The organism is Tritonibacter mobilis (assembly GCF_001681715.1).
Lineage (GTDB): Bacteria > Pseudomonadota > Alphaproteobacteria > Rhodobacterales > Rhodobacteraceae > Epibacterium > Epibacterium mobile.
Genome location: NZ_LNWY01000003.1, coordinates 164,252 through 190,439 on the forward strand (window position 1 = coordinate 164,252; position 26,188 = coordinate 190,439).

Annotated in this window: 24 protein-coding genes; 12 read left to right on the plus strand and 12 right to left on the minus strand. The window is 59.5% G+C overall.

Annotated features, from left to right (window positions below; translation table 11 throughout):
- Positions 1-59: 59 nt before the first annotated feature.
- The gene (locus tag UB90_RS02315; protein ID WP_065324736.1) at positions 60-1,718 is read right to left on the minus strand and encodes an NAD+ synthase; all 1,659 of its coding nucleotides are present in this window, start codon (positions 1,716-1,718) and stop codon (positions 60-62) included.
- 170 nt (positions 1,719-1,888) lie between these two features.
- On the opposite strand from UB90_RS02315, the gene UB90_RS02320 reads away from it, so the two are divergent.
- On the plus strand, positions 1,889-3,334 hold the full coding sequence (locus tag UB90_RS02320; protein WP_065324737.1) for an MORN repeat-containing protein: 1,446 nt from the start codon (positions 1,889-1,891) through the stop codon (positions 3,332-3,334).
- Positions 3,335-3,342: 8 nt separating this feature from the next.
- Positions 3,343-4,383, plus strand: coding sequence for a hypothetical protein (locus UB90_RS02325; protein ID WP_065324738.1), 1,041 nt, complete (start codon positions 3,343-3,345; stop codon positions 4,381-4,383).
- Here the strand turns inward: UB90_RS02325 and UB90_RS02330 are convergent.
- Positions 4,380-5,903: a cryptochrome/photolyase family protein gene (locus tag UB90_RS02330; RefSeq protein ID WP_204161354.1), complete on the minus strand. Its 1,524-nt coding sequence runs from the start codon at positions 5,901-5,903 to the stop codon at positions 4,380-4,382. The genes UB90_RS02325 and UB90_RS02330 overlap by 4 nt on opposite strands.
- Positions 5,904-6,263: 360 nt before the next feature.
- Between UB90_RS02330 and UB90_RS02335 the strand changes: the two genes are divergently transcribed.
- Positions 6,264-7,847 (plus strand): 2-isopropylmalate synthase, encoded by a 1,584-nt coding sequence (locus UB90_RS02335; RefSeq protein WP_005618676.1) that lies wholly within the window; start codon positions 6,264-6,266, stop codon positions 7,845-7,847.
- A gap of 87 nt (positions 7,848-7,934) precedes the next feature.
- Here UB90_RS02335 and UB90_RS02340 read toward each other — a convergent pair whose 3' ends face one another.
- Together UB90_RS02340 and UB90_RS02345 are read right to left on the minus strand one after the other, a co-directional pair.
- A complete protein-coding gene (locus UB90_RS02340; protein ID WP_065324857.1) occupies positions 7,935-8,330 on the minus strand; it encodes a VOC family protein in 396 nt (131 codons plus the stop codon).
- A gap of 45 nt (positions 8,331-8,375) precedes the next feature.
- Positions 8,376-8,792, minus strand: a complete 417-nt coding sequence (locus UB90_RS02345; protein ID WP_065322266.1) for an HIT family protein — start codon at positions 8,790-8,792, stop codon at positions 8,376-8,378.
- Positions 8,793-9,090: 298 nt separating this feature from the next.
- Between UB90_RS02345 and UB90_RS02350 the strand changes: the two genes are divergently transcribed.
- Together UB90_RS02350 and UB90_RS02355 are read left to right on the plus strand one after the other, a co-directional pair.
- On the plus strand, positions 9,091-10,749 hold the full coding sequence (locus UB90_RS02350) for a cytochrome c oxidase subunit I (protein ID WP_009177030.1): 1,659 nt from the start codon (positions 9,091-9,093) through the stop codon (positions 10,747-10,749).
- A 119-nt stretch (positions 10,750-10,868) separates the two neighbouring features.
- On the plus strand, positions 10,869-11,387 hold the full coding sequence (locus UB90_RS02355; protein WP_009176559.1) for a DUF2244 domain-containing protein: 519 nt from the start codon (positions 10,869-10,871) through the stop codon (positions 11,385-11,387).
- A 78-nt stretch (positions 11,388-11,465) separates the two neighbouring features.
- Here the strand turns inward: UB90_RS02355 and UB90_RS02360 are convergent, their stop codons facing one another.
- Complete coding sequence (locus UB90_RS02360; protein WP_005618666.1) at positions 11,466-11,939, minus strand: GatB/YqeY domain-containing protein; 474 nt, start codon at positions 11,937-11,939, stop codon at positions 11,466-11,468.
- Between the two features lie 174 nt (positions 11,940-12,113).
- On the opposite strand from UB90_RS02360, the gene carA reads away from it, so the two are divergent.
- Positions 12,114-13,274: a glutamine-hydrolyzing carbamoyl-phosphate synthase small subunit gene (gene carA, locus UB90_RS02365; protein ID WP_009176391.1), complete on the plus strand. Its 1,161-nt coding sequence runs from the start codon at positions 12,114-12,116 to the stop codon at positions 13,272-13,274.
- Positions 13,275-13,404: 130 nt separating this feature from the next.
- A complete protein-coding gene (locus tag UB90_RS02370) occupies positions 13,405-15,195 on the plus strand; it encodes a glycosyltransferase family 2 protein (protein ID WP_065324740.1) in 1,791 nt (596 codons plus the stop codon).
- A gap of 1 nt (position 15,196) precedes the next feature.
- Here the strand turns inward: UB90_RS02370 and UB90_RS02375 are convergent, their stop codons facing one another.
- Positions 15,197-15,847, minus strand: coding sequence for a GntR family transcriptional regulator (locus tag UB90_RS02375; RefSeq protein ID WP_193600276.1), 651 nt, complete (start codon positions 15,845-15,847; stop codon positions 15,197-15,199).
- 126 nt (positions 15,848-15,973) lie between these two features.
- Here UB90_RS02375 and UB90_RS02380 point away from each other — a divergent pair, with 126 nt between their 5' ends.
- From UB90_RS02380 to UB90_RS02390, 3 genes are all read left to right on the plus strand, one after another.
- Entirely contained in the window at positions 15,974-16,618 is a 645-nt protein-coding gene (locus UB90_RS02380) for a pyrimidine 5'-nucleotidase (protein ID WP_065324741.1), read from the plus strand.
- Positions 16,619-16,702: 84 nt separating this feature from the next.
- A complete protein-coding gene (locus UB90_RS02385) occupies positions 16,703-16,951 on the plus strand; it encodes a hypothetical protein (RefSeq protein WP_065324742.1) in 249 nt (82 codons plus the stop codon).
- 83 nt (positions 16,952-17,034) lie between these two features.
- Complete coding sequence (locus UB90_RS02390; RefSeq protein ID WP_065324743.1) at positions 17,035-18,231, plus strand: UbiH/UbiF family hydroxylase; 1,197 nt, start codon at positions 17,035-17,037, stop codon at positions 18,229-18,231.
- 69 nt (positions 18,232-18,300) lie between these two features.
- On the opposite strand, the gene UB90_RS02395 is transcribed toward UB90_RS02390, so the two are convergent.
- From UB90_RS02395 to UB90_RS02405, 3 genes are all read right to left on the minus strand, one after another.
- Entirely contained in the window at positions 18,301-19,425 is a 1,125-nt protein-coding gene (locus tag UB90_RS02395) for an aminotransferase class V-fold PLP-dependent enzyme (RefSeq protein WP_065324744.1), read from the minus strand.
- Between the two features lie 122 nt (positions 19,426-19,547).
- Positions 19,548-20,006, minus strand: a complete 459-nt coding sequence (locus UB90_RS02400) for an Lrp/AsnC family transcriptional regulator (RefSeq protein ID WP_009176804.1) — start codon at positions 20,004-20,006, stop codon at positions 19,548-19,550.
- Positions 20,003-20,458 carry an Lrp/AsnC family transcriptional regulator gene (locus tag UB90_RS02405; protein WP_009176894.1) on the minus strand — a complete coding sequence of 152 codons (456 nt, stop codon included), beginning with the start codon at positions 20,456-20,458 and terminating at the stop codon, positions 20,003-20,005. The genes UB90_RS02400 and UB90_RS02405 overlap by 4 nt, the downstream gene beginning before the upstream one ends.
- A 137-nt stretch (positions 20,459-20,595) precedes the next feature.
- Between UB90_RS02405 and ilvC the strand changes: the two genes are divergently transcribed.
- Both ilvC and UB90_RS02415 read left to right on the plus strand, forming a co-directional pair.
- The gene (gene ilvC / locus UB90_RS02410) at positions 20,596-21,618 is read left to right on the plus strand and encodes a ketol-acid reductoisomerase (RefSeq protein WP_009176207.1); all 1,023 of its coding nucleotides are present in this window, start codon (positions 20,596-20,598) and stop codon (positions 21,616-21,618) included.
- Between the two features lie 194 nt (positions 21,619-21,812).
- Positions 21,813-22,712, plus strand: coding sequence for a DMT family transporter (locus UB90_RS02415; RefSeq protein WP_065324745.1), 900 nt, complete (start codon positions 21,813-21,815; stop codon positions 22,710-22,712).
- A 151-nt stretch (positions 22,713-22,863) separates the two neighbouring features.
- On the opposite strand, the gene glmM is transcribed toward UB90_RS02415, so the two are convergent.
- The 3 genes from glmM to UB90_RS02430 are packed head-to-tail and all read right to left on the minus strand — an operon-like array spanning position 22,864 to position 26,178.
- Positions 22,864-24,207 (minus strand): phosphoglucosamine mutase, encoded by a 1,344-nt coding sequence (glmM, locus tag UB90_RS02420; RefSeq protein ID WP_065317467.1) that lies wholly within the window; start codon positions 24,205-24,207, stop codon positions 22,864-22,866.
- Positions 24,208-24,265: 58 nt separating this feature from the next.
- Positions 24,266-25,261 (minus strand): dihydropteroate synthase, encoded by a 996-nt coding sequence (gene folP, locus UB90_RS02425; protein ID WP_065324746.1) that lies wholly within the window; start codon positions 25,259-25,261, stop codon positions 24,266-24,268.
- On the minus strand, positions 25,258-26,178 hold the full coding sequence (locus UB90_RS02430) for a dihydroneopterin aldolase (protein ID WP_009177114.1): 921 nt from the start codon (positions 26,176-26,178) through the stop codon (positions 25,258-25,260). The genes folP and UB90_RS02430 overlap by 4 nt, the downstream gene beginning before the upstream one ends.
- Between the last annotated feature and the right edge of the window lie 10 nt (positions 26,179-26,188).

Below are 26,188 nucleotides of genomic sequence, written 5' to 3' on the forward strand. Positions count from 1 at the left end.
TCTTCCGGCCTCAATCAAGGCCGGAACCACCTTGTTTTCCGAATGCGCCGCAGCGTTTTTCAGCTGGGGTCACGCCAGCGATTGACAATCGGATAGCGCCGATCAAGCCAGAAGGCGCGTTTGGTCAGGCGGGCGCCGGGTGCGGACTGAAAGCGTTTGTATTCGCTGATATAAAGCAGGTGCTCGACCCGTTTTGCCACGTCGCGATCAAAGCCTGCCGCGACGCAATCCGCGATAGATCCGTCCTGATCCACAAGGATATCGAGAATCGCATCCAGTTCGGGATAGTCCGGCAGGGAATCGCTGTCTTTTTGGTCTTCGCGCAACTCGGCCGACGGGGGCTTGTCGATGACAGTGGGGCGGATCACCTCGCCCGAGGGGCCCATCATCCAGTCGCGGTGATTGGCGTTGCGCCAGCGGCAGGTTTCAAAGACCCGTGTCTTGTAGAGATCCTTGATCGGGTTATAGCCGCCATTCATATCGCCGTAGATGGTAGCGTAACCCACCGCGACCTCGGATTTATTGCCGGTGGTCAGCAGCATCTCGCCAAATTTGTTGGACATTGCCATCAACAACAGACCGCGCAGACGGGACTGGATGTTTTCTTCGGTGAGATCCGCGTCACGCCCCGCAAAGAGCGGTGCAAGCGTGTTGGTGATCGCTTCGCGCCCCTCTGAAATTGGCACATAGTCGTAATGCACGCCCAGCGCCTTGGCGACGGCCTCTGCATCCTCCAGCGAGTCCTTGGAGGTATATTCCGAGGGCAGCATCACGCAGCGCACGTTCTCCGCGCCGATGGCATCGACCGCGATGGCGGCCACGATGGCTGAGTCCACACCGCCCGAGAGGCCAAGCAGCGCTTTCTTGAACCCTGTCTTGCCCATGTAGTCGCGCAAGGACAGCACCATGGTGCGATAGTCTTGCTCCCACGCGTCCGGCAGATGCGCCTTCTTGCCCTCTTTGATGCGCCAGCCATCGGCGGTGCGCTCCAGATCGAGTTGCGCGATGCATTCGTCAAAAACCGGCAACTGAACCGCCAATGCGCCATGCGGGTTGAGCGCAAATGTCCCGCCGTCAAAGACCTGATCGTCCTGACCGCCCACCATGTTGAGGTAGATCACCGGCAGGCCGGTCTCGACCGCGCGGGCCACCATGTGGTTGTAGCGGGTTTCCATCTTGCCGCGATAATAGGGCGAACCATTGGGGATCAGCAGGAACTCCGCGCCGGTTTCTTCCAGCGTCTCGGCGACATCCTCATGCCAGCCGTCCTCGCAGATCGGGCTGCCGATACGGGTATTGCCAACGGAATATGGCCCGCCCAACGGCCCGGCATCAAAAATCCGCACCTCGTCAAACACCGTTTCATTCGGCAGGTGGTGTTTCAGGCATTTGGACGCGATCTTGCCACCCTTCAGGATCAAATAAGCGTTGAAAAGCTTGCCATCCTCGACCCATGGGCTGCCAATCGCCAGCGCCGGACCCTCTGCCGTGGCTGCGGCCAGCGCCTCCACCTCGGCAATTGCGGCCTGATGAAAGGCCGGTTTCATCACCAGATCCTGCGTATTGTAGCCGGTGATGAACATCTCCGGCAGCGCCACAAGGTCAGCCCCGGCGTCGCGCCCCTCTTGCCATGCGCTGAGCGCCTTGGCGGCATTGCCAGCCAAATCGCCAACGGTCGGGTTCAATTGCGCAAGCGTGATGCGAAAACTATCGGCCATCTTACGGGTCCTCGAATTCATCTCTTACCCAGCCATGTATCAGATCCCCGCCGAAGGGGAAGCCTAAGGGGGCAAAACCGTTGCGACCAGATCGCCGCTGACATAGGTTCGCGGTCAAGCAACCCAATTTCCAGGCAGCTCTCGAAGAACTTGAGGCAACTGAGGTTTCCATGATCCGCATCGGCTCCACACTTATCCTGACTTCCCTGCTGGCGCTGACCGCTGCGGGTGTCGGGGCTCCCGCATTTGCACAGGACGGACAGGTCCTGACCACCCAAGACGAAATCGGCGGCGTCTACGAGGGGGAGTTCAAGGGCGGGCTGCAACATGGTCAGGGCACTTATAAATTGCCCAATGGCTATGAATACTCCGGCCAATGGGTCGATGGCGAAATTCGCGGCAAGGGTATCGCGCGCTTTCCCAATGGCTCCGTCTATGAGGGGGATTTCTCCAAGGGCAAACCCGAAGGTCTGGGCAAGATCACCTTTGCCGATGGCGGCACCTACGAGGGCGAATGGCAAAACGGCGTGATCAACGGCCAAGGCATCGCGATCTACGCCAATGGCGTGCGCTACGAGGGCGCATTCGTCAACGCAAAGCATCATGGCCGCGGCATTATGCAAAACCCCGGCGGCTATCAGTATGAAGGCGATTGGATTGAGGGCCGTAAAGAAGGCACCGGCAAGATCACCTATCCCGATGGCACCACCTATCAGGGCGGCATCAAGGACGGCAAGCTCGACGGGCTTGGCACGTTGGTGATGCCGGACGGGCTGAAGTATGAGGGCGAATGGGCTGACGATCAGATGAACGGCACCGGCACGCTGACCCAACCCAACGGTGACGTCTACGAGGGTCCGCTGGTCAATGGCCGCCGCCATGGCGAAGGCATCCTACGCTATGCCAATGGCGATAGGTATGAAGGCCGGTTTGAGGATGACCTGCGGCAGGGTCAGGGTACGTTCACTGGCACCGATGGCTATATCTACACTGGCCAGTGGCAGGCGGGCCAGATCGAAGGCCAAGGCGAGGTGACCTATCCCGACGGATCGGTCTATGTGGGCGATTTCCGCGATGATCTGGCCCATGGCACCGGCAAAATCACCTACCCCGATGGCTCCACCTATGAGGGCGAATGGGTCGCTGGCGTCATTGAAGGCGAAGGCAAAGCCACCTATGCAAATGGCGCAATCTACGAAGGCAGCTTCAAAAACGCCAAGAACGATGGTCAAGGCGTGATGACCTCACCCGAAGGCTACCGCTATGAGGGCGGCTGGAAAGACAGCCTGCGCCACGGCGAGGCCAAAGTGACCTATGCGGATGGCTCGATCTATGAGGGCGAGTTTGCAAATGGTCAGCGCCATGGCACCGGCAAAATCACCCGTCCCGATGGTTTCAGCTATGAGGGCGAATGGTCCGAGGGCAAGATCAGTGGCAAGGGCATTGCCACTTATGCCAATGGCGACATCTACGAGGGCAATTTCGTGGATTCCAAACGTCAGGGGCCGGGCACCATGCGTTACGCCTCTGGCCAAGAGGCCTCCGGCACTTGGGAGAATGGCGCGCTGAAATCCACCGCCGATCAACCGGCTGAAACTGAAGGCGGCAGCGACTAACACTTCGTATGGCCACGCTCCTTTATCTTGTCTTTGGGCGCGCACTGCGCCAACAACAGCAGCTCTCTTACAGCATCCTCTCCGCCCTGAAGCAGGGGCTGGAGGGGGTGGAAATCCTGCTGATGTGCGATGAGGCCAATCGCCGACCGGATCTGCCCGTGCGCCATCATATCCTGTCAGACGATCAAATCGCACAGTGGACGGACGCCGGGCGCAGGCCTGCCCGCGCGCAGCTTCATGCGCTCAAACTAACCCTTTCAGAAAGCACCGCCCCGGTCTGCTGGGTGGCGACGGACACTGCGTTTAAGGCACCTCCCCGTGAGATGACTGAGCGCATCGCGGCGCAGGCGCCCCTGTTCTATGATCGCGACGGCTGGCTGGCGGGACGCCCGGACTGGGCGCCCATCATTGACGCCTGCAAAGGCACCGCGCTCGAGGCCCATATTCACAGCAGTACCGAAGTCCTGAACACGGGGATTTTAGGCCTGACCCCAGCAGAGTTTGATTTCATAAATCAATCATTAACGCCGCACAACACGCTGACAAATGGCCCAAGAATTGACAATATCGAACAAGTCCACCTCGGCGCGCTTCTGTCAAAAAACGCGCAGGAATTGCGCTTTGCCAACGATACGGTGAGCCAATATTCAAACTATATGCGGCATGTGTATCATGGGCGCTTTGATGTCATGTTTCCGCATGGGCGGGCTGTGAACCTGGAACTTGTTCAAAAGTTACCCACAATAAATGAGCCGCCTAAACCCTTGTCCCTGAGACTAAAAGCAAAAGCATACTCAGTGCGCCACGGGCTTGGGCGCGGCACGGAGTTTGGTTATCTCGCTTATCTCTGCGCCTTTGCCGCCCCAATGCCGGCGGGGCGCAATGTCTGGGCCAATATCGCGCTCGATATGATGGAACGCTCGGCGCGCGCCCCCGACAAACTCGCCAAAGATCTGCCCAAACTGGCACCGAATGCTCTGGCGCTCGCCGAACTGTCGCCCGAGACAGAAGACAGATGGCGCAAGTTCTGGATGAACAGAACCCGCTAAACCTTTTCGCCCGCCTCCAGTTTGGCAAGGAACGCGTCGGCCTCCTGCAAGATCACATCTCGCTTGTCAGCGTCCATCCGGTCCCAAGTGCGGTACATATTGCCCATACGCGGATTGCCCTCGAACCGATCCCGGTGACGGTTCAGAAAATGCCAGTAAAGCAGATTGAACGGGCAGGCCCCCTCGCCCGTTTTCTGCTTCACCTTATAGGCGCAACTGGCGCAATAGTTGGACATTCTATCGATGTAGGCGCCGCTGGACACATAGGGTTTGGAGGCAATGATGCCGCCATCGGCAAACTGGCTCATACCGACCGTATTGGGGGCCTCCACCCATTCAAACGCATCCGCATAGACCGCCAGATACCAGTCGTGCACCTCGGCGGGATCGACCCCGGCCAGCAATGCAAAATTGCCGGTCACCATCAACCGCTGGATATGGTGGGCATAGGCTTCTTCTTGTGTTTGCCGCACCACTTGCGACAGGCAATGCATCTCGGTTTCCGCCCCCCAATAGAGCGATGGCAAGGCGCGCGTCTGACCCAGCGCGTTGCGACTGGGGTAATCCTCGCCCTCGATGAAATAGATGCCGCGCACAAATTCGCGCCAGCCCAGGATCTGGCGAATGAACCCCTCCACCGCGTTGAGCGGCGCGCGACCCGCCTGCCATTCTGCCTCTGCGGCCTCGCAGACCTCCAGCGGTGATAGCAGGCCGATGTTCAGATAGGGCGACAGGATCGCATGATAGAGCCAGCGCTCATCCGTCATCATCGCGTCCTGAAAATCACCAAACTGTGGCAAGGCATAGGTGATGAAATGCGCCAGCGCCTCCAGCGCCTGATCGCGGGTGGTGGCAAACCAAAACGGGCGCAACTCACCAAAATGGGTGCCAAACCGTGCCTCAACCAAATCCAGCACATCCTTGACACCGTCATCAGGCTCAAACCGGAGCGGGCCAGCATGGTCGATCTCCTTTGGTGGCGCTTTGCGGTTCTCCGCATCATAGTTCCACTTGCCGCCCGCGGGGTCGTATCCCTCCATCAGAAGGCCGGTTTTCTTGCGCATCAGCCGGTAGAAATACTCCATCCGGAGCTGCTTTTTGCCCGCTGCCCAATCGGCAAAATCCGCACGTGTCGCCAGAAATCGGTCATCCGCGTGGAAATGGACCTTGAGAGGTGCGTATTTCAGCGCGCGGATCAGCCGCCATTCACCGGGCGTGGTCGCCAGCACCTCAGAGGCGTCAAATTCCTCGGCCCGTCGCAACAGCTCCCCCACGATGCTGTCAGCGCCCTCCTCATCCAGACGGCGATAGGCCACCTGCCAGCCCAGCTGTCGCAAATGAGCCGCAAACTTGCGCATCGCTGCCAGAACCAGAGCGATCTTTTTGGGGTGATGTGGGACGTATGTGCCCTCATCCATCACTTCGGCCATGACCACCACATCGCGTGCGGGATCAGCCGCCTTTAGCGCTGATAATCCTTCGGACAGCTGGTCGCCCAATATTAATACAAGCCGTGTCATGACCGGCATAACTGGCGTGATGCGTGGGGAATTCCACTCTTTGCTTTCAACTTCTTATAAATATCCAAATCCAACCGAAGTCTCAGCACACCACGGTCGCTGCAGCGCAGAGAAATTTGTCCCTTTTCATTCGGCGCATGGCCTGTATAACTCAGGCCATGACCACGTATCCGCATATCCAGATTGCCGACGCTGCCACCTGCAGCGCGCTTTCGCGTGGCCTACTGCTCCTAATCCGCCTCTGAGCGTGCCATCCGGCGCGCCCGCTCAGAGGATGTGCATGCGCGCCAAGGATTGGACCCTACCCCCCGAACATAACGCCTGACGTCCCCGGGGATCAGAGCAAGAAAGACATCTGACATGACCAGCATTACCGACACCGTGAACCCGCAGGATCGCGTTCTCATTTTTGACACCACCCTGCGTGATGGCGAGCAGAGCCCCGGCGCCACCATGACCCATGATGAAAAGCTCGAAATTGCCGAGCTTCTGGACGATATGGGCGTCGACATCATCGAGGCAGGCTTTCCGATCGCCTCTGAGGGCGATTTCAAGGCCGTGAGCGAGATCGCAGAACGCTCCAAGAATTCCGTGATCTGTGGTCTGGCACGCGCCAACCTCAAGGACATCGACCGCTGCGCCGAGGCCGTGCGCAAGGCTGCCAAGCCGCGCATCCATACGTTTATTGGTACCTCGCCACTGCACCGCGCGATTCCGAACCTCACCATGGATGAGATGGCCGAACGCATCCACGACACCGTGACCCATGCGCGTAACCTCGTGGACAATGTGCAATGGTCGCCGATGGATGCGACCCGTACTGAGTGGGATTATCTCTGCCGGGTGATCGAGATCGCCATCAAGGCGGGTGCGACCACCATCAACATCCCCGATACGGTTGGCTACACCGCCCCGCGCGAGAGCGCAGATCTGATCCGTCGCCTGATTGAAACCGTGCCCGGCGCGGATGAAGTTGTGTTCGCAACCCACTGCCACAACGACCTTGGCATGGCGACCGCAAACTCGCTGGCGGCTGTCGAGGCGGGCGCGCGCCAGATCGAGTGCACCATCAACGGTCTTGGCGAACGCGCGGGCAACACCGCGCTGGAAGAGGTGGTCATGGCGATGCGGGTGCGCAACGACATCATGCCGTTCCAGACCGGGATCGACACCAAGAAGATCATGCATATCTCGCGCCGTGTCGCCACGGTTTCGGGTTTCAACGTGCAGTTCAACAAGGCCATTGTCGGCAAGAACGCCTTTGCCCATGAGAGCGGCATTCACCAGGATGGTATGCTCAAGAACAAGGAAACCTTTGAGATCATGCGCCCCGAGGACGTTGGTCTTGCGGGGACCTCGCTTCCTTTGGGTAAACATTCGGGCCGCGCGGCGCTGCGCGACAAGCTCACCAATCTCGGCTACGAGATCGGGGACAACCAGCTCAAGGACTTGTTTGTCCGTTTCAAAGAGCTGGCCGACCGCAAGAAAGAAGTCTTTGACGACGACATTATCGCGCTCATGCGCACCAGCGGCGATGAGGACGATCATCTGAAACTGGTCTCGATGAAGGTGGTTTGCGGCACCGGGGGTCCGGCAGAATCCACTGTCGAGATGGAAGTCGACGGCAAGGACGTGACAGAAACCGCCGAGGGCGACGGTCCGGTGGACGCGACCTTTAAGGCGATCCGCAAAATCCATCCCAACGCCGCGCATCTGCAGCTTTATCAGGTACATGCGGTGACTGAGGGTACTGACGCGCAGGCGACGGTTTCTGTGCGCCTCGAAGAAGATGGCGTCATCGCCACCGGCGACAGCGCCAACACCGATACGGTTGTGGCCTCCGCCATGGCCTATATCGACGCGCTCAACCGCCTGATCGTGCGCCGCGACAAAATGGGCGAAGGCGCAGACTCGCGTGAGATTTCCTATAAGGACGTCGACTGACACCGCAGCATGCTACAATAACGACAGCAAAAAGGGCGCCCGAAGCGCCCTTTTTCTTTGTCGCGGTGATGGCCCTCAAAGAGCGCCTTAACGGAAACGCCCGCGTGCCTCGATCACTTCGATCTGATAGCCATCAGGGTCCGCAACAAAGAAGAACCGCGCCACACGCTCTCCGGCGGGGCAAAAATCCACGATATCACGCGGCGCGCCACCGGCTGCCTCGACCTTGGCGCGGGCGTGTTCCAGATCCTCAACCACCAGCGCCAAATGGCCATAGCCATTGCCCAACTCATAAGGCTCGCTCTGTGCTTTGTTGATTGTCAGTTCCAGCTCAAAGCTGCCTTCGGGCGCGGTCAGATAGATCAGCGTGAAATCATCGAAATCAAGACGGTCGGCGATTTCCATGTCAAAGGCCGCTTTGTAGAAGGCCACAGAGGCAGCCTCATCAAGAACACGGATCATACTATGTGCGATTTTGGCCACTATGACCTCCATTCGATTGTTTGAAATGCCGCGAGATCAGCGCCCTTAGAGCGCAGCGCGAATTTTCTCGGCGTGGGCGGCGATGGCATCCATATCGCCCATTTGTCCCGGCGCGCGCGGAGAGACACCTTCGTGACGGGGCAACACATGGAAATGCAGATGGAAAACCTCCTGTCCGCCTGCGGCCTCGTTGAATTGCTGAATCGTAACCCCATCTGCATCAAAAGCAGCCTTGCTGGCCTGTGCGAGCTTTTGCACGGTGCGGATCACAGCCTCCAGTTGCGCGGGGCTGGCATCCAGCACGTTGCGGCAGGGTGTTTTGGGGATCACCAGCAGATGCCCGTCAACGCGTGGCATGATATCCATGAAGGCCAGCGTGTCGTCATCCTCATAGACGCGGGTGGAGGGGATCTCACCGCGCAGGATTTTTGCGAAAATATTGTCGTCATCATAGGCGGTCATGGTCGACTCTCTCCGTATCAAGGCCCAACGCAGGCGTCATGCTTGGGTGTCGCAGTCTCTGCAGATGCGGTCAAGCAACTGGTCTATGCCCACCGCGACCGCGACGCTCGGGGGATCGCGTAGACCGGATTCGACCGTAAGGTCGGCAAAAAACTCAAGGGGGCGCGACAATTATTCTTGATCCAGATCAAACTCCGCCATTGAAGGGCCGGGCAGGCCATTCTAAAACCGGCAAGAGTCCAGAGCCGCCGGGAATCCCTCGTGCGGTCTCTGAGGAGTATTAACAGGAGGCACCCAAATGGCAGACGCAGCCATTCAAGGTCACGGCCACGAAGACGAGCGGAGCTTTTTCACCCGCTGGTTTATGAGCACGAACCACAAGGATATCGGTATCCTTTACCTGATCGTTTCGGCGCTCACCGGCTTCATTTCCGTCGCATTCACCGTCTACATGCGACTCGAACTTATGGATCCCGGTGTTCAATACATGTGTATGGAAGGCTTTGCCTCCGACCCCTGTACCCCGAACGGCCATCTCTGGAACGTGCTGATTACTGGCCACGGCATCCTGATGATGTTCTTTGTCGTCATCCCGGCCCTGTTCGGCGGTTTCGGCAACTATTTCATGCCGTTGCAGATCGGCGCGCCGGACATGGCGTTCCCGCGGATGAACAACCTTTCGTTCTGGATGTATGTTGCCGGTACCGCGCTGGCGGTGTGCTCGGTCTTTGCACCGGGTGGCAACAACCAGCTTGGCTCCGGTGTGGGCTGGGTGCTGTATCCGCCGCTTTCGGTCAAGGAAGGCGGCTTCTCGATGGATCTGGCGATCTTTGCCGTGCACGTCTCCGGTGCCTCCTCGATCCTCGGCGCGATCAACATGATCACCACCTTCCTGAACATGCGTGCCCCCGGCATGACCCTGTTCAAGGTGCCGCTGTTCAGCTGGTCGATCTTTGTCACCTCCTGGCTGATCCTTCTGTCCCTGCCGGTTCTGGCGGGCGCGATCACCATGCTCTTGATGGACCGCAACTTCGGCTTCACCTTCTTTGATCCTGCAGGCGGCGGCGACCCGATCCTCTATCAGCACATCCTGTGGTTCTTCGGCCACCCGGAAGTGTACATCGTGATCCTGCCGGGCTTTGGCATCATCTCTCACGTGATCGCCACCTTCTCGCGCAAGCCGGTGTTTGGCTATCTGCCGATGGTCTGGGCGATCATTGCGATTGGTGTTCTGGGCTTCGTCGTTTGGGCGCACCACATGTACACCGTCGGCATGAGCCTCAACCAACAGGCCTACTTCATGCTCGCCACTATGGTGATTGCGGTTCCGACCGGGGTGAAGGTTTTCTCGTGGATCGCAACCATGTGGGGCGGCTCCATCGAGTTTAAGGCACCGATGGTCTTTGCCTTCGGCTTCCTCTTCCTGTTCACCGTTGGTGGTGTGACCGGTGTGGTTCTGTCACAGGCTGCGGTCGACCGTGCCTATCACGACACATATTATGTGGTTGCACACTTCCACTACGTGATGAGCCTCGGCGCGGTCTTTGCGATCTTCTCGGGTATCTACTTCTACTTCGGCAAGATGACTGGCCGTCAGTATTCCGAGCTGGGCGCACAGATCCACTTCTGGATGTTCTTCATCGGCGCAAACCTGACGTTCTTCCCGCAGCACTTCTTGGGTCGTCAGGGTATGCCGCGTCGTTACATCGACTATCCGGAAGGCTTTGCATACTGGAACAAGATCTCGTCCTACGGCGCGTTCCTGTCCTTTGCATCCTTCATCTTCTTCTTCGGTGTGGTGATCTATTCGCTGCTGCGTGGCGCACGCGTAACCCAGAACAACTACTGGAACGAATACGCCGACACGCTGGAATGGACCCTGCCCTGCCCACCGCCAGAGCACACCTTTGAAACCCTGCCTAAGCAGGAAGACTGGGACAAAGGCCACAGCCACTAAGCTAGGTCTGAGCTGAAATCAAAACGCCCCGGAGCCTCGCGCTTCGGGGCGTTTTCTTTTGTGCCACCGATCTAGAACTGGCGGCCATTTCACTCGACAGCCTGCGCATGAGAGCTAAAATGCGCCCCATGCCCTATGACTGGACACGTCCCCCCAGCGATCAGGATGGCGAGTTGCACCTGTGGCCCCATCAGTCGCTCCAACCCGAAGGCTATGTACGCTTTCTGGGGGTGACGGCTGCGTTGATCACGGTGCCGCTGCTGCCACTGATGGGCACGCCGTTGTTCTGGGCGCTGATCCCATTTCTCACGCTGGCCGTATTCGGGATGAAATACGCCCTCGATCAGAACCGCCGCAATGCGCAGGTGCTGGAGGTGCTGCGTCTTGGACCAAAGGACGCAGAGTTGATCCGCTCCGATGGACGCGGCAGCACACAAAGCTGGCGCTGCAATCGCCATTGGGCCGAGGTCACCCTGCACCATGAGCGCGGGCCGGTGCCTAACTACGTAACCCTGCGCGGTGCCGGGCGAGAGGTGGAAATCGGAGCGTTCCTGTCCGAAGACGAGCGCAAAGCACTGTATGAGGATCTGCGAAATTCCATTCGTCAGAGCCCTGCCGCCACGTCACATCAGGACTAAACGGCAGCAAAAAACCCCGGCTCGCGTCTCGAACCGGGGTTTATCTATCTCTTGCTCGTCACGCTCTGGGCGTTGGCCTCAGCAGCCACCAGCCGAGCAGAGCTGATCTTTGACCATCGGACCAACTTTGCCGAAATCCATTTGGCCAGTGTATTTGGCCTTCAGCGCGCCCATGACTTTGCCCATGTCGCGAATCGATTCGGCGCCGGTCTCATTCACAGCGGCTTTCACCGCATTGGACACCTCATCCTCCGAGAGCTGCTTTGGCAGAAACTCTTCGATGATCTCGATCTCATTCATCTCGCGCTCAGCAAGGTCGAGCCGTCCGCCCTCCTCATAGGCGCGCACGCTTTCTTTGCGCTGTTTGGTCATCTTACCGAGGATGGCGAGAATATCTTCGTCGCCGATGCCGCCCTCTTCGCCGTCACCGCGCGCTGCGATTTCACGGTCCTTGATGGCAGCATTGATCAGACGCAGAGTGCAAAGGCGTTCCATCGCCTTATCCTTCATCGCCTGCTTGAGGGCCTCGTTGACCCGAGTTCGCGTATCCATGTGTTCTCTTCGTCCATGTGGAACAAGAAGAGGCAGTATTAATCAAATCCGCGGTAACATTCAAGCTCTCGGGATTGCACGCGATGCAGGCCCGTTATCGGCTTATCTGTGCTTGACCCCACGCTATGCGAGACTTATTGATGCGCGAATTTTGCCCGCATGGAGAGTCGAGTCATGGTCGAAACCGTTTCGCCGAAGCCAACCGCCTGCCTGGCCCTTGCAGATGGCACCGTGTTCTACGGACACGGGTTCGGCGCCACCGGGCGATGCGTGGCCGAGTTGTGCTTTAACACCGCAATGACCGGCTATCAGGAAATCATGACCGATCCCTCCTATGCGGGTCAGGTCGTCACCTTCACCTTCCCCCACATCGGCAACACTGGCGTCACCCCCGAGGATGACGAAACCGCCGACCCCGTCGCCGCGGGGATGGTGGTGAAATGGGATCCGACGCTGGCGTCGAACTGGCGCGCCACCGAAGAGCTGAAGTCATGGCTCACCCGCACTGGCCGCATTGCCATTGGCGGCGTCGATACCCGCCGTCTGACCCGTGCGATCCGCCAGCAAGGCGCACCGCATGTGGCGATGGAGCATAACCCGGACGGGAATTTTGACCTCGAAGCGCTGGTCGCCGCTGCGCGTGCATGGCCCGGCCTTGAGGGCATGGACCTCGCCAAGGACGTGACCTGCGCGCAATCTTACCGCTGGGACGAGATGCGGTGGGCATGGCCCGATGGCTACAGCCGTCAGGAGGACCCCAAGCACAAGGTGGTCGCCATCGACTACGGCGCCAAACGCAACATTCTGCGCTGCCTTGCCTCCGCCGGATGTGACGTCACCGTGCTGCCCGCCACGGCGACCTCTGAAGAGGTCCTGGCACATAATCCCGATGGTGTGTTCCTCTCCAACGGTCCCGGTGACCCGGCAGCAACCGGTGAATATGCGGTGCCGATGATCAAGGACATTCTTGATAAGACTGACCTGCCGGTCTTTGGGATTTGTCTTGGCCACCAGATGCTTGCACTGGCATTGGGTGCAAAGACCACCAAGATGAACCACGGTCACCACGGGGCCAACCACCCGGTCAAGGAACACGGCACCGGCAAGGTTGAGATCACCTCGATGAACCACGGCTTTGCGGTCGATGCACAAACCCTGCCCGAGGGTGTGGAAGAGACGCATGTCTCGCTGTTTGATGGCTCCAACTGCGGCATCCGCATGAAGGATCGCCCGGTTTATTCCGTCCAGCACCACCCCGAAGCCAGCCCCGGCCCGCAAGACAGCTTTTACCTGTTTGAGCGTTTTGCGGAAGCAATGGCGGCTCGCAAGGCCTGATCAGCGGCCAAAGCACAGTTCAAAACCGCCCGGTTGCCGCTGCAGCTGGGCGGTTTCTTTTACGATGACTTTCCCATCTGTTGCGGGTGTTTAACTTAGGCGCTGACCAAAGCTCTGTTAGCTATAAGCTATGGGCAAGAACCAGATGGACCTGCACCGGCGCAGCCGCATGCTCTATCGCCGGTCGGCGCGACCGGGCAGTTTGCGTGATCCGCCGTCTTCCTTGGATCTGGGCAATCTCCACCAGCAGCATTTGGAAAATATCGCGCGGCTTCAGAACACCCGCCGCGCGGCCCGGTTGCAGCGGATCGGTACTGAGCGCCCCGATCAGGATATTCTTGCCCTGCGTCCTCCTGCCTTTTGGTTGCGGCATCAGGCGGTGCCGTTGGAAACCTTGGGACATACTGCTCTGATACTGATGGCAGATCCCACGGGCTTACCTGCGTTAAAACAAGAGCTTGCGGGGCATTTTCACGACCTTGTTCCCATACCGACCCCCGCGGCAGAGATTGAGGCGACCCTGCTTCAGGTCTTTCGCCAAAAGATGACGCAAGCGGCATCCAACAGCGTCCCCCCTGCTCTCAGTTGCCGGACGTTTGACTATCAAGCAGCCCGCGCCCCGGCCTTTGCGATTGCGGCGCTGTTTGTGCTGTTCTCCTTGCTTGTTCCACAGGTCGTCATCGCTTTTCTGACCTTTGGTGCGTTGTTGACCTTGGTATTGTTCACGAGCCTCAGGATCACCGGTCTGCTGGCGGCCAGGCGCGCGAACCCGCCCAAGATTGAGCCCCAGAACGCAACCCCCATGATCTCCATGTTGGTGCCGCTTTATCGCGAGGCGGAAATTGGCAGACATTTGTTGCGCCGCCTGTGTCGCCTCACCTACCCTCGCGCCCGCATGGAAGTGCTCTTGGTGCTGGAAGAAAGCGATGAGGTCACGCGCAATGCGGTGAAATGCGCCGATCTCCCCGACTGGTTTCGGGTAGTTGAGGTGCCGGGTGATGGCTCTCTTACCACCAAACTTCGGGCCATGAACTACGCGCTGAACTTCTGCCATGGCGAGATCATCGGCATTTGGGATGCAGAAGATGCGCCAGAACCAGACCAACTGGAAATCGCCGCGCAAGCGTTTTCCCACGCGCCCCCCGAAGTGGCCTGTTTCCAAGGGGTTCTGGATTTCTATAACCCCACCCGCAATCTGATCTCGCGTTGCTTTACGCTCGAATATGCGGGCTGGTTTCGGGTTCTGTTACAAGGCATCGCGCGGCTGGGGCTGGTGGTTCCATTGGGCGGGACCACCCTGTTCATCCGCCGCGATGCCTTAGAGGGCCTCGGCGCGTGGGATGCACACAACGTCACCGAGGACGCCGATCTTGGCGTGCGCCTTGCCCGCGCAGGCTATCGCACAGAGATGCTGCCCACGACCACCTATGAAGAAGCCAACAGCCGCATCACCCCATGGATCAAGCAACGTTCCCGTTGGCTCAAGGGGTTTATGATGACCTATCTGGTGCATATGCGCGCCCCCACCCAGCTGCTGCGCGATATCGGCTGGTGGCGTTTTTTGGGCGTTCAGGCGTTCTTCCTCGGCACCTTGGGACAATTTTTATTGGCCCCGGTGTTGTGGAGTTTCTGGCTGGTCGCACTGGGCCTGCCACATCCGCTAGAGGGTGCGCTGCCGCCCGGAGCGCTGCACGTCACCGCCGGGGCGCTTGTGGTCTTTGAGGTGCTTAACTTTTGCATCTGGATCAGCGGTGCGCGCGCATCAGGTCGCCCGTTGTTCGCGTTTTGCGCCCCGTTGATGCCACTCTATTTTGCGCTTGGCTGTTTTGCCGCCTACAAAGCCCTGTGGGAGGTTTTTGCCGCTCCCTTCTTTTGGGACAAGACCGCTCACGGTGATCACGGCGGCACGGCGGAGGAGTAAGTCAGCCGCCGCGCGCGCCTGCGTCCTGCTTCAGGCGCGTGGTGAAAGCGACCGAGATATGATCCTTCAACGCTTGCCCAGCTGCAGCCTCGTCCCGGTTGGCGATGGCTGCGACGATTGCCTTATGCTCGTCTTGCGCAATACGCCCGCGCCCTTCGGCTGCCAATGATGTGGTGGCCATCAACGCCATTGAGCGATGCACCAAATCCAGCTGCTGCACCAGATAGCGGTTGTGTGAGGCCAGATGGATTTGCTGATGAAACCGCCGGTTTGCCTTGGCAAGCTCTACCGGTTTGTCGACCAGCGCGTCATCTGCCGCGACCATATCGCGCAGAACCTGCACTTCCTCATCGGTGGCATGGCGCGCAGCCAGCGCAGCCGCCAGCCCTTCTAGCTCGCGCCGCACCACATACAGCTCGGCCATCTGGTTGTGATCGAGCGAGGCCACAATCAGCGAACGGCCATCGCGTTCCAGCAAGCTCTGGGTTTCAAGCCGTTGCAATGCCTCGCGAATAGGGGTGCGCGACACGCCAAATCGATCGGCCAGATCGTTCTCCACCAGACGGTCGCCGGGTTTGAACATTCCAACGTCGATGGCGTCGAGGATCAGCCCATAGGCGTCTTTCTGGGTGCTGTTCTTCGTCTGGCTCATCGGCGCTTTGCCCTCCATTGCACCGCCACTTTCTACGCTTTGCCAGCGCTGCGATCAAGTCTGAGGCGGAATGCGCCTCATGCTAATCCATTGCGAATCCGAGACATAGCGCCTAGGTCTCGGATTATGGTCAAGCAATCCTTCTCTCATGTCGAACATTGGGTGTTCGATCTCGACAATACGCTCTATCACCCTTCGGCCCGACTGTTTGACCAGATCGAGGCGAAGATGATCACGTATGTGATGGACACGCTCGGGATCGATCATGGTGCGGCGGACAAGCTGCGCGGCGATTATTGGCGCAATCACGGCACCACGCTGGCGGGGTTGATGCAGGAACACAGTATCGACCCCGATCCGTTTCTGGTGGCGGTGCACGATATCTCGCTCGACCATCTGGAGCCTGATCAGATGTTGGCAGGCCATATCAAAGCCTTGCCGGGGCGCAAAATTGTCTACACCAATGGCTCTGCCCCCTATGCGGAGCGCGTTCTGGCCGCGCGGGGGCTCTCGGGGCTGTTTGACGGCATCTACGGCGTTGAGCACGCAGATTATCGCCCAAAACCAGAGCGCAGCGCCTTTGAACGGGTGTTTGCGCAAGCCGGTGTCGAGACCGCCAAGGCGGCGATGTTTGAGGATGACCCGCGCAATTTGACCGCGCCGCATGCGATGGGCATGCGTACGGTGCATGTGGCACCCGAGGTCTTTGAGGGCGATCACATCCATCATCACACCATGGATCTGACGGATTTTCTGGGCCACCTGCGGTAGCCTGTCGCAGCGACCAAAATGCACATGTTTTAGTCATGTTTTGCGCCCTATATCGCAGGGCGACACGACATGACGGAGCCTGACATGACCGCCTACACCCTGCCGCCGAAGCTCACCACCTTTGAGCGCATTATCTTTCGTGTGCCCGTGCTGGGCCGCATCTGGAAAGAGGTGAGCTATGGCGATGAGGGCAACATCTACTACGCGATTGTCACGTTCATCAGCCTCTGGGGTATTTCCATCATGCTGTTTGGCCTGCCTGGCCTCTATTTGCCCGCACTCGCTCTGGTGCCGGTAATGTGGATCATATTGATCCTGATTTCGCGCGGCTGATCCCCTGCGGCACAGAGCCGCTTGTCATTCGCCCGCCCCGCGCCCTATGTCTCCCCTCATAGCAACAGCGCGGGGCCGAGGTGATGAGCGAGACATGTGACATCCTGATTTCCGGGGGCGGCATTGCCGGGCTGACCGCTGCGGCGACGTTTGCAGCGCGCGGATTTTCCGTGATCTGCGTGGACCCGACGGCCCCTGTGACCGCGCGCGAGGATGCGGGCGCGGATCTGCGCACCACCGCGTTTCTGCAACCGGCAAAATCACTGTTGGAGGATGCAGGGCTCTGGGCGCGGTTGGCTCCTTATGCCGCACCTTTGCAGATCATGCGCATTATTGATGCGGGCGGTGCCGAACCCGAACCGCGTGTGGTGCGAGAGTTCAATGCCGCAGAGATTTCCGAACTGCCGTTTGGTTGGAACCTGCCCAACTGGCTGCTGCGCCGCGAAATGCTGTCGCGCATCAACGAGTTGGCCAATGCGGAATTTCGCCCCGGCGTTGGCACCCAAAGCCTGTTCACCCGTATGGGAGAGGCCCGTGTAACCCTGAGTGATGGCGCGCGTGTGCGGTGCAAACTGTTGCTGGCCTGTGATGGGCGCGCCTCCCCCATGCGCGAGGCGGCAGGGATCGAGGTACAGATCACCCGTTACGGACAAAAGGCGCTGGCCTTTGCGGTGACCCATGATCTGCCGCATGAAAACGTGTCGACCGAAATTCATCGCACCGGTGGCCCCTTTACGCTGGTGCCCCTGCCGGATCTGGACGGGCGGCCCTCGTCGGCGATTGTCTGGATGGAAACAAATGCCAACGCCGACCGGCTCGCAGCCCTTGATGAAGCCGCATTCGAAGGCGAGATGAACACCCGTTCCTGCGGGGTGCTGGGGGCGCTGAAACTGGCCTCCCGCCGCACCCTTTGGCCCATCATTAGCCAGCGCGCCGAACGTCTGGTGGGCGAGCGTCTGGCATTGATGGCCGAAGCGGCACATGTGGTGCCACCCATCGGGGCACAGGGGCTTAATATGTCGCTGGCGGATTTGCGAGTGCTGATGGATCTGGTGGAGGCGCACCCCGAGGGACTGGGCGATCAGGCGATGCTGGATGCCTATGAGAAAGCCCGCCACAGCGATATCAAATTGCGGGTCAGCGGTATTGATCTGCTGAATCGTGCCTCGATGATCGAGGCCCGTCCGCTCAGGGATTTGCGGGCCGGTGGGCTGAACGCGCTGTACTCCCTGCCGCAGGTGCGCAAGATGCTGATGCAGATGGGACTTGGCGTACGATAGAAAACGGGCCTGTCCTATGGGACAGACCCGTGCCTCCGGCGGAGGTATTTTTGAAAAAATGAAGGGGCGTCAGAGCACTTGGTCGAGCACGGTTTTCAGCCGCGACAGCGTGCCGTTGACGTCATAGAGCTTATCAAGACCAAAGAGGCCAAGGCGGAAGGTCTTAAACCCCTCAGGCTCGTCAACCGCAAGCGGTACGCCTGCGGCGATCTGCATGCCTTGGTCGGCGAATTTCTTGCCATTCTGGATCTGCGGATCGTCGGTGTAGCTGACCACCACACCTGGCGCGCCAAAGCCTTCGGCCGCCACAGAAGTGACGCTTTTTTTTGCGAGCATTTCACGCACACCATTGCCCAGTTTCCACTGCGCCTCGCGCAAGCGTTTGAAACCATATTCTTTGGTCTCCGCCATGGTATCACGGAACATGCGCAGCGCATCCGTGGGCATGGTGGCGTGATAAGCGTGGCCGCCATCCTCATAGGCTTGCATGATCGCGCGCCATTTCTTGAGATCGAGGGCGAAGCTATCGGAGGTGGTCTCGTCCAGTCTCGCAAGCGCACGTTTGGAGAGCATCACCAGCCCCGCAGACGGCGACGCGCTCCAGCCTTTTTGCGGGGCGGAGATCAGCACATCGACGCCGGTGGCCTTCATATCGACCCAAGCGCAGCCAGATGCGATGCAGTCCAGTACCATCAGCGCGCCGACCTCATGGGCGGCCTCCGCCATTTGGGTCACGTAGTCATCCGGCAGGATCACACCGGCCGCAGTTTCCACATGGGGCGCAAAAACGACGGCGGGTTTTTGGTCGCGGATCGCCTTGGTGACCTCCTCGATGGGGGCCGGAGCAAAGGGCGATTGCGCAGTATTGCCGGTCTGGCGCGCCTTCATGACACTGGCGGATTTGGTCAGGCCGCCTGTTTCAAAAATCTGGCTCCAGCGATAGGAGAACCAGCCATTGCGCACCACCAGCGTGTCCTGATTGCGGGCAAACTGGCGCGCGACCGCCTCCATCGCATAGGTCCCGCCACCGGGCACCAGCGCGGTCGCATCCGCCTTGTAGACCTCTTTCAGCATGGCGTTGATGTCCAGCATCACCTGCTGGAATTCCTTTGACATGTGATTGAGGGACCGGTCGGTGAACACCACCGAGAACTCATCCAGACCATCAGGGTCGACTGTATCCAAGAGGGCCATGAGAAATCTCCTTGCTTCAATAGGGTCGGCTGGGGCCGGTTATCTCTGTCATGGCAGAGCCGCCCCTCTGGCTCAAGCGCCACGTGGCTACAGCTCTTGTCGCAAAAGCCGTTAAATGCGCATCAGCCCAAGGGGCCGGGGCGGCGTTCTTCGGACAAGAGCACATTGGCGTCCACATTGCCCGCCCCCGGCAATGTCATGATCCGCCGCCGCAGGACGCGTTCGAAATCGGCAATGTCGCGGGCAACCACCCGCAGGCGATAATCATAAAACCCCAGTACATGCTCTACCGTCTGTACCTCTGGGATGGCCGAGACCGCGCGTTCAAAGTCATCAAGGCTGACACGCCCTTTGGTGGCCAGTTTGACGCCGACAAAAACGGTGACACCGAACCCCAGTTTCTCCAGATCAAGATCCAGCACCCGATGCGACAAAATCCCTGCCTCCTCCAGCCGCTTGATCCGTCGCCATGTGGCGGGCTGGCTGAGGCCAAGCGCGCGGCCAAGTGCGCCTGCGGTCTGGGTTGCGTCCTCCGACAGGGCCCGCAGGAGCGCCAGATCAATTTCATCCAATTCCGTCATAGCGGCAGCGCCGTCCGTGTGGTGATCCGCGCCACATGCATCAGCGCCTCAATATCGGTGATGTTTGGCAGTTGCAGAATACGGTCCCGATACAGCGCCTGATAATGGGCCATATCGCGCGCAATCACGCTGAGGCGCACATCAACCTGCCCGAGGAAGGTCTGGATCTCCAGCACCTCCGGGATTTCACGCGCGGCGGGGATGAATTCATCAAAAGCGCGTGGGTTGGTCTTATCAAGTGTCACCCGCAGTGAGACCTCGACCGCGTAGCCCAAGGCCTGCCAGTCGATGACCGCCCGCGTGCCCTTTACGACACCGCCCTCACGTAACTTCTCCAGCCTGCGTGACAGGCGCGAGGCGGTGAGTCCCAGCCGGTCTGCCAGATCCGGCAGCGATTGGGTCGGGTCCTCCTGAAGGTTGCGCAATATGCGCCTGTCGAGATCATCAAGCATGATTGCTACGCTAATTCACATTTTCGCGAATAGATACCGTGAAAATTGGTGAATTCATACACCAATCGCACTCGCATCCCCTGCCCTGCCGCCTATGCTCGCTGACAGATAGAAACTCAGGTCAAAGGATTGATCCGATGCGTGTGTACTACGACCGCGACTGCGACGTGAACCTCATCAAAGAAAAGAAAGTCGCCATCCTCGGCTATGGCTCGCAAGGTCACGCGCATGCGCTGAACCTGCGTGATTCCGGCGCAAAGAACCTTGTCATCGCGCTGCGCGAAGGCTCCCCTTCTGCCAAGAAAGCCGAAGCCGAAGGCCTGGCCGTGATGGGCATCGCCGAAGCGGCGGCCTGGTGTGACGTCATCATGTTCACCATGCCCGACGAACTTCAGGCCGAAACCTACAAGAAATACGTGCACGACAACATCAAGCCGGGCGCAGCGATCGCATTCGCCCACGGCCTGAACGTGCATTTTGGCCTGATTGAGCCCAAAGAAGGCGTCGACGTCATCATGATGGCGCCTAAAGGCCCCGGCCACACCGTGCGCGGCGAATACACCAAAGGCGGCGGCGTGCCCTGCCTTGTGGCTGTTCACAATGACGCATCCGGCTCCGCGCTGGAAACTGCGCTGTCATACTGCTCCGCCATCGGTGGCGGTCGCTCCGGCATCATCGAGACCAACTTCCGTGAAGAATGCGAAACCGACCTGTTCGGCGAACAAGCCGTTCTCTGCGGCGGTCTGGTTGAACTGATCCGTTGCGGGTTTGAAACCCTCGTCGAGGCAGGCTACGCGCCAGAAATGGCCTATTTCGAGTGCCTGCACGAAGTGAAGCTGATCGTCGACCTGATCTACGAAGGCGGCATTGCGAACATGGATTACTCCATCTCCAACACCGCCGAGTACGGCCAGTATGTCACCGGCCCGCGCATCCTGAAGTACGACGAAACCAAAGCCCGCATGAAAGAAGTCCTCGCCGACATTCAGCAGGGTAAATTCGTGCGCGACTTCATGCTGGAAAACGCAGTGGGTCAGCCGACCATCAAAGCATCCCGTCGTGCCAACGACGAGCACGCGATCGAGGCCACCGGTGCCAAACTGCGTGAAATGATGCCTTGGATCTCTGCTGGCAAGATGGTCGACAAGTCCAAAAACTAAGGACCCCGTTTGCGGAGCTAAGGCTCCGCAGCCCGGACCTCTGCAGGGCGCCTCGGGACACCGGGGCGCCTTTTTCACGGTGTGACACACTTCGCTCTGGAACGAAGCATGCCTCATTGGCCTTTCCTCGCACCAGAGGTCATCTGCCCGCACGGCACCCGAGTTCAGCCAGCGCCCATTGTCAGGAGAAAATCATGCCGGAAATCGCCCCCCGTTACTGGGCCATGGTGGCCGCCTTAGGTCTCACTTGGGGCGGGACATTCATGGTGGTCGAACTGGCACTGCGCGGGATCACCCCGTTTTGGCTCGCGTCCGGGCGGATCGGATTTGCGGCGCTGTTGCTGACCGCGGTCTGGGGCCTGCGCGGTTTTCAACTGTTTAAAGAACGCCCAAACTGGTGGATTGTTGTCTTCATTGGCGTTCTTAGCTCCACGCTGCCGTTCATCCTGATCAGCTGGGGCTTGCAGCATGTGACCTCCGGTTTTGCCGGTGTCAGCATGTCGGCCATCCCGCTGATGGTTCTGCCGCTGGCGCATTTCTTCGCCTCAGAACCTCTGACCCTGCGCCGCCTGATCGGTGTGGTCATCGGCTTTTTCGGGGTCGCCCTGCTGATCGGTGGACAAGCTTTTGAAAGCAACGGCTCCGATCTGGAATGGGCCGGCCGCCTTACCTGCCTGACCGCTGCCGCCTGCTACGCGGTGTCATCCATCTCCATGCGCCGCTTGCCAGAGGTCGACTCCGTTGGCCTTGCCGCAGTGCTGCTCTTGATCGGCACCCTTGGCATCATCCCCGCCGCATGGATGGTCGAAGGCCCGCCACCCGTCATCTCGTCAGAAACCTGGATGTGGTTGGCAATTTTAGGTCTGATCCCAACCGCCGGAGCAAACCTGTTGCGCGTCTTGGTCATTCGCGGTGCAGGGCCGACCTTCATGAGCCTCACCAATTATCTGGTCCCTGTCTGCGCCGTGTTCTTTGGTGCGGTGTTCCTCAGCGAAGCCCTGCCGGGTACGCTGTTGTGGGCCTTGGCCCTGATCCTCGCAGGAGTAGCACTCAGCCAATACGGCGCATTAAAACGTCTGTTTGGCTGGACCTGAGGCTCAGGCACTAAGGCAAAACCCCCACTTATTCAGTTTTTCAAAAATATCCCGGGGGTGAGGGCTTCGCCCGAGGGGGCAGCGCCCCCTCTCGCGCGCCGAGCCAAAGGCTCGGCGCGCGGGTCCGCCCGGACACCCGGGCGGAAAAACCTCAACTCGTCGCCGCCTCCACAGCAGCGACCACATCATCCACCGCGCGGTTCAGGAGGTCTGGATCCTCACTCTCTGCCATCACTCGGATCAGCGGCTCGGTGCCGGATTTTCGGATCAAGAGACGCCCATGCCCATTGAGCTGCCCTTCCGCCTGCGCAATCGCATCCTGCACCGCATCCACCTCTAACGGTACCTGCCCCGCCTCAAAACGTACGTTTTTCAACAGCTGGGGCACCGGTTCAAACTGCTGTGCCAACTCAGAGGCTTTCTGCTCCCGGCGCACCATCTCAGCAAGGAAATGCAGCCCCGCCATCAGCCCGTCGCCGGTTGTGGCATAGTCGCTCATCACGATGTGGCCGGATTGCTCACCACCGAGGTTAAAGCCACCCTGCCGCATTCGCTCCACCACATAGCGGTCACCGACCCCCGTGCGCTCGAGCCCGATGCCGCGATCATTCAGGAACCGTTCCAGACCGAGGTTGGACATCACCGTTGCCACCAGCGCACCGCCGCTCAGCCGCCCGTCCTCAGCCCATGCGGACGCCAGAAGCGCCATCAGCTGATCGCCATCCGCAACGGTGCCGGTCTCGTCGATCACCACCACCCGGTCCGCATCGCCATCAAGGCAGATCCCCACATGGGCACCATGCGCCACCACGGTTTCTGCGGCGACAGCGGGCTTGGTAGAGCCGCAGCCACGGTTGATGTTCTTGCCGTCCGGTGACACACCTACCGGGATCACATCCGCGCCCAGTTCCCACAGGATTTCCGGTGCAGCCCGATGGGCCGCGCCATTGGCGCAATCGATCACCACCTTCAACCCGTCCAGACGCATATCGCGTGGCAGAGAGCTCTTTACCCGCTCGCCATAGCGAAAACGGGCATCATCAATCCGTTTTGCGCGCCCGATATTGTGGGACTGTGCAGGCTCAACCCCCGCCTCAATCAGCGCTTCCAGCTCCAGTTCCACCTCATCGGAGAGTTTGTAGCCATCGGGGCCAAAGAATTTGATGCCATTGTCTTCGGCCGGATTGTGGCTGGCAGAAATCATCACACCCAGATCTGCCCGCATCGAACGCGTCATCAGCCCCACCGCAGGCGTTGGCACCGGCCCCAGGAGCAGCACGTTCATCCCCGTCGAGGTCAGCCCCGCCGTCAGCGCGTTTTCAAACATATAGCCTGACAGCCGTGTGTCCTTACCGATCACCACCCGGTGCACGGTATCTGTTTCACGGCGAAAATACCGACCGACAGCTGCTCCAATACGCAGCGCCATCTCGGCAGTCATGGGATGCAGATTGGCCTTGCCACGCACCCCATCGGTTCCAAAGAGTTTGCGCATCAAAGCTGCTCCTCTGTCCGGCGCACCGCCGGAGGGTCCAACAGCTGCCGTAATCTCGTTATCTCGTGGCTTGCCACAGGCGCAGGGCCTGCGCCGTTTCCGCCACATCATGCACCCGTAGCAATTGCACGCCTTGGGCAAATCCCGCAAGGCCTACGGCAATAGAACCCGGCGCACGCCGTGCAGCTTGCGGTTCTTTGCCAATCGCGCCAATGAATCCCTTGCGCGAGACCCCCAGAAGGATCGGACAGCCAATACCGTGAAACAGGCTCAAATTGCGCAGTAGCGCCAGGTTATGCGCCTCGCTCTTGCCAAACCCGATGCCCGGATCAATGACGATCTGTTCACGCAAAACACCAATGGCCTCCAGTTGGTCCACCTGTGCTGCAAGGAAATCATAGACGTCGAGCACCACATTCTCGTAATGCGGGTTTTCCTGCATGGTTTGCGGATCTCCTTGTGCATGCATCACGCAGACCGGCACCCCAGCCTGTGCCGCCAGCGGTGCCAACGCGGCATCAAAGGTAAAGCCCGACACGTCATTGATCAGCGACGCGCCCGCCTCCAATGCCTCCATCCCCACGGTCGCTTTGCGCGTATCGATGGAGATTGGCACTTCACTTGCCTCGCGGATCGCGGCGATCACTGGCGCGGTGCGGGTGATCTCTTCCAGTTCTTCGACCTCAGCCGCACCGGGGCGGGTGCTTTCGCCCCCCACATCAATAATCGAGGCCCCGTCTGATACCATCTGCAAAGCCGCGTCGCGCGCCGAGGTCAGCTCGTCATGCTGACCGCCGTCAGAAAAACTGTCCGGAGTGACGTTGAGAATGCCCATGATATGCGGATGGGTCATATCGAGCCCGGCAATTGCGGCGCGGCGGCTCATCAGACGGAACCGGATCTCTTCTGGCAATAGACCCGCCGGCACGATACGGGGCGGGGCCAAACGATCTAAAACTTCGACCTCAGTGAACCAAAGCGCGCTGCCGGCAAGATGAATAGCGCCCTCGGGGCGCGCATCTCCATGACGAACCAGGGGGCGGTAGTAACTCACAGGGTATGTTGCTCCTCAGCATGGGCGCGCAGGGGCACGCCGGGGTTGTCCGGGAGCTCTGCGCCGATCACGATCATTTCTTCTGCTTCGAAAGTAGAAGCGAACCACGCCGCAAGTGCAACCGCATTCGACGGCGGCTCGCTTGGCCCCTCGACCGCATCCAATACAATTTTGGACGGCGCCCAGACGCAAATCTGGCCATTCTTCATCGCCCAGTCGAGCTCAGTGCGTGTTTCCACCACTTTGCAGCGTTCATCTCTGGCGGCCAAGCGCCATGCATTTTGCTCAATTGCCAGCAAATCAATACGGCGCTGGGTCCATTTATGCCCGGTTTGCGGCAACGCCAGCTCATGCGCCCCCACACAGAGGATCAGCGGCCGTTCGCGGCATTCCATCTGATCGATCCAGCCGGTCAGATTGTCACTGTCGATTGCGGTATTGGACAGGAACATCAGCCGAGGGTGTGGTTTGATGTCCTCTTCAGTCTCATGCGACACCTGATCCGAGGAACGCACGATCTCCACGCCGAGTTTGCCGGGACCTCGGTCCAGTTTTTCGATACGCACGAAAGCGCGCACCGCCTGCGGCTCCCACAGGATACGTTCCGCAACCCGCTCGGCAAGGGTTTCCAACAGCGCCAGACGTTCGCGGGCAAGCTCATGGGCAATAGCCTCTGTCACCTTGTCATAGGACAGGATGCGATCGACGTCGTCGTCCAGATCCGCAGGCAGCGGCGCAATCTCTACCACCACATTGAAACAGACCCGCTGCGTGGTGCCGCGCTCTTGCTGAAATGCACCGATCTCAACCTCGACGATATGATCGCGCAGGGAAATCCGATCCAGCGGACCGGGACGTGCCGTTGCGGCGGACCGCTCTGAGGGATGCGCGAAGGCGAGGTGGATATCGGAACTCATGGTGTGGCCC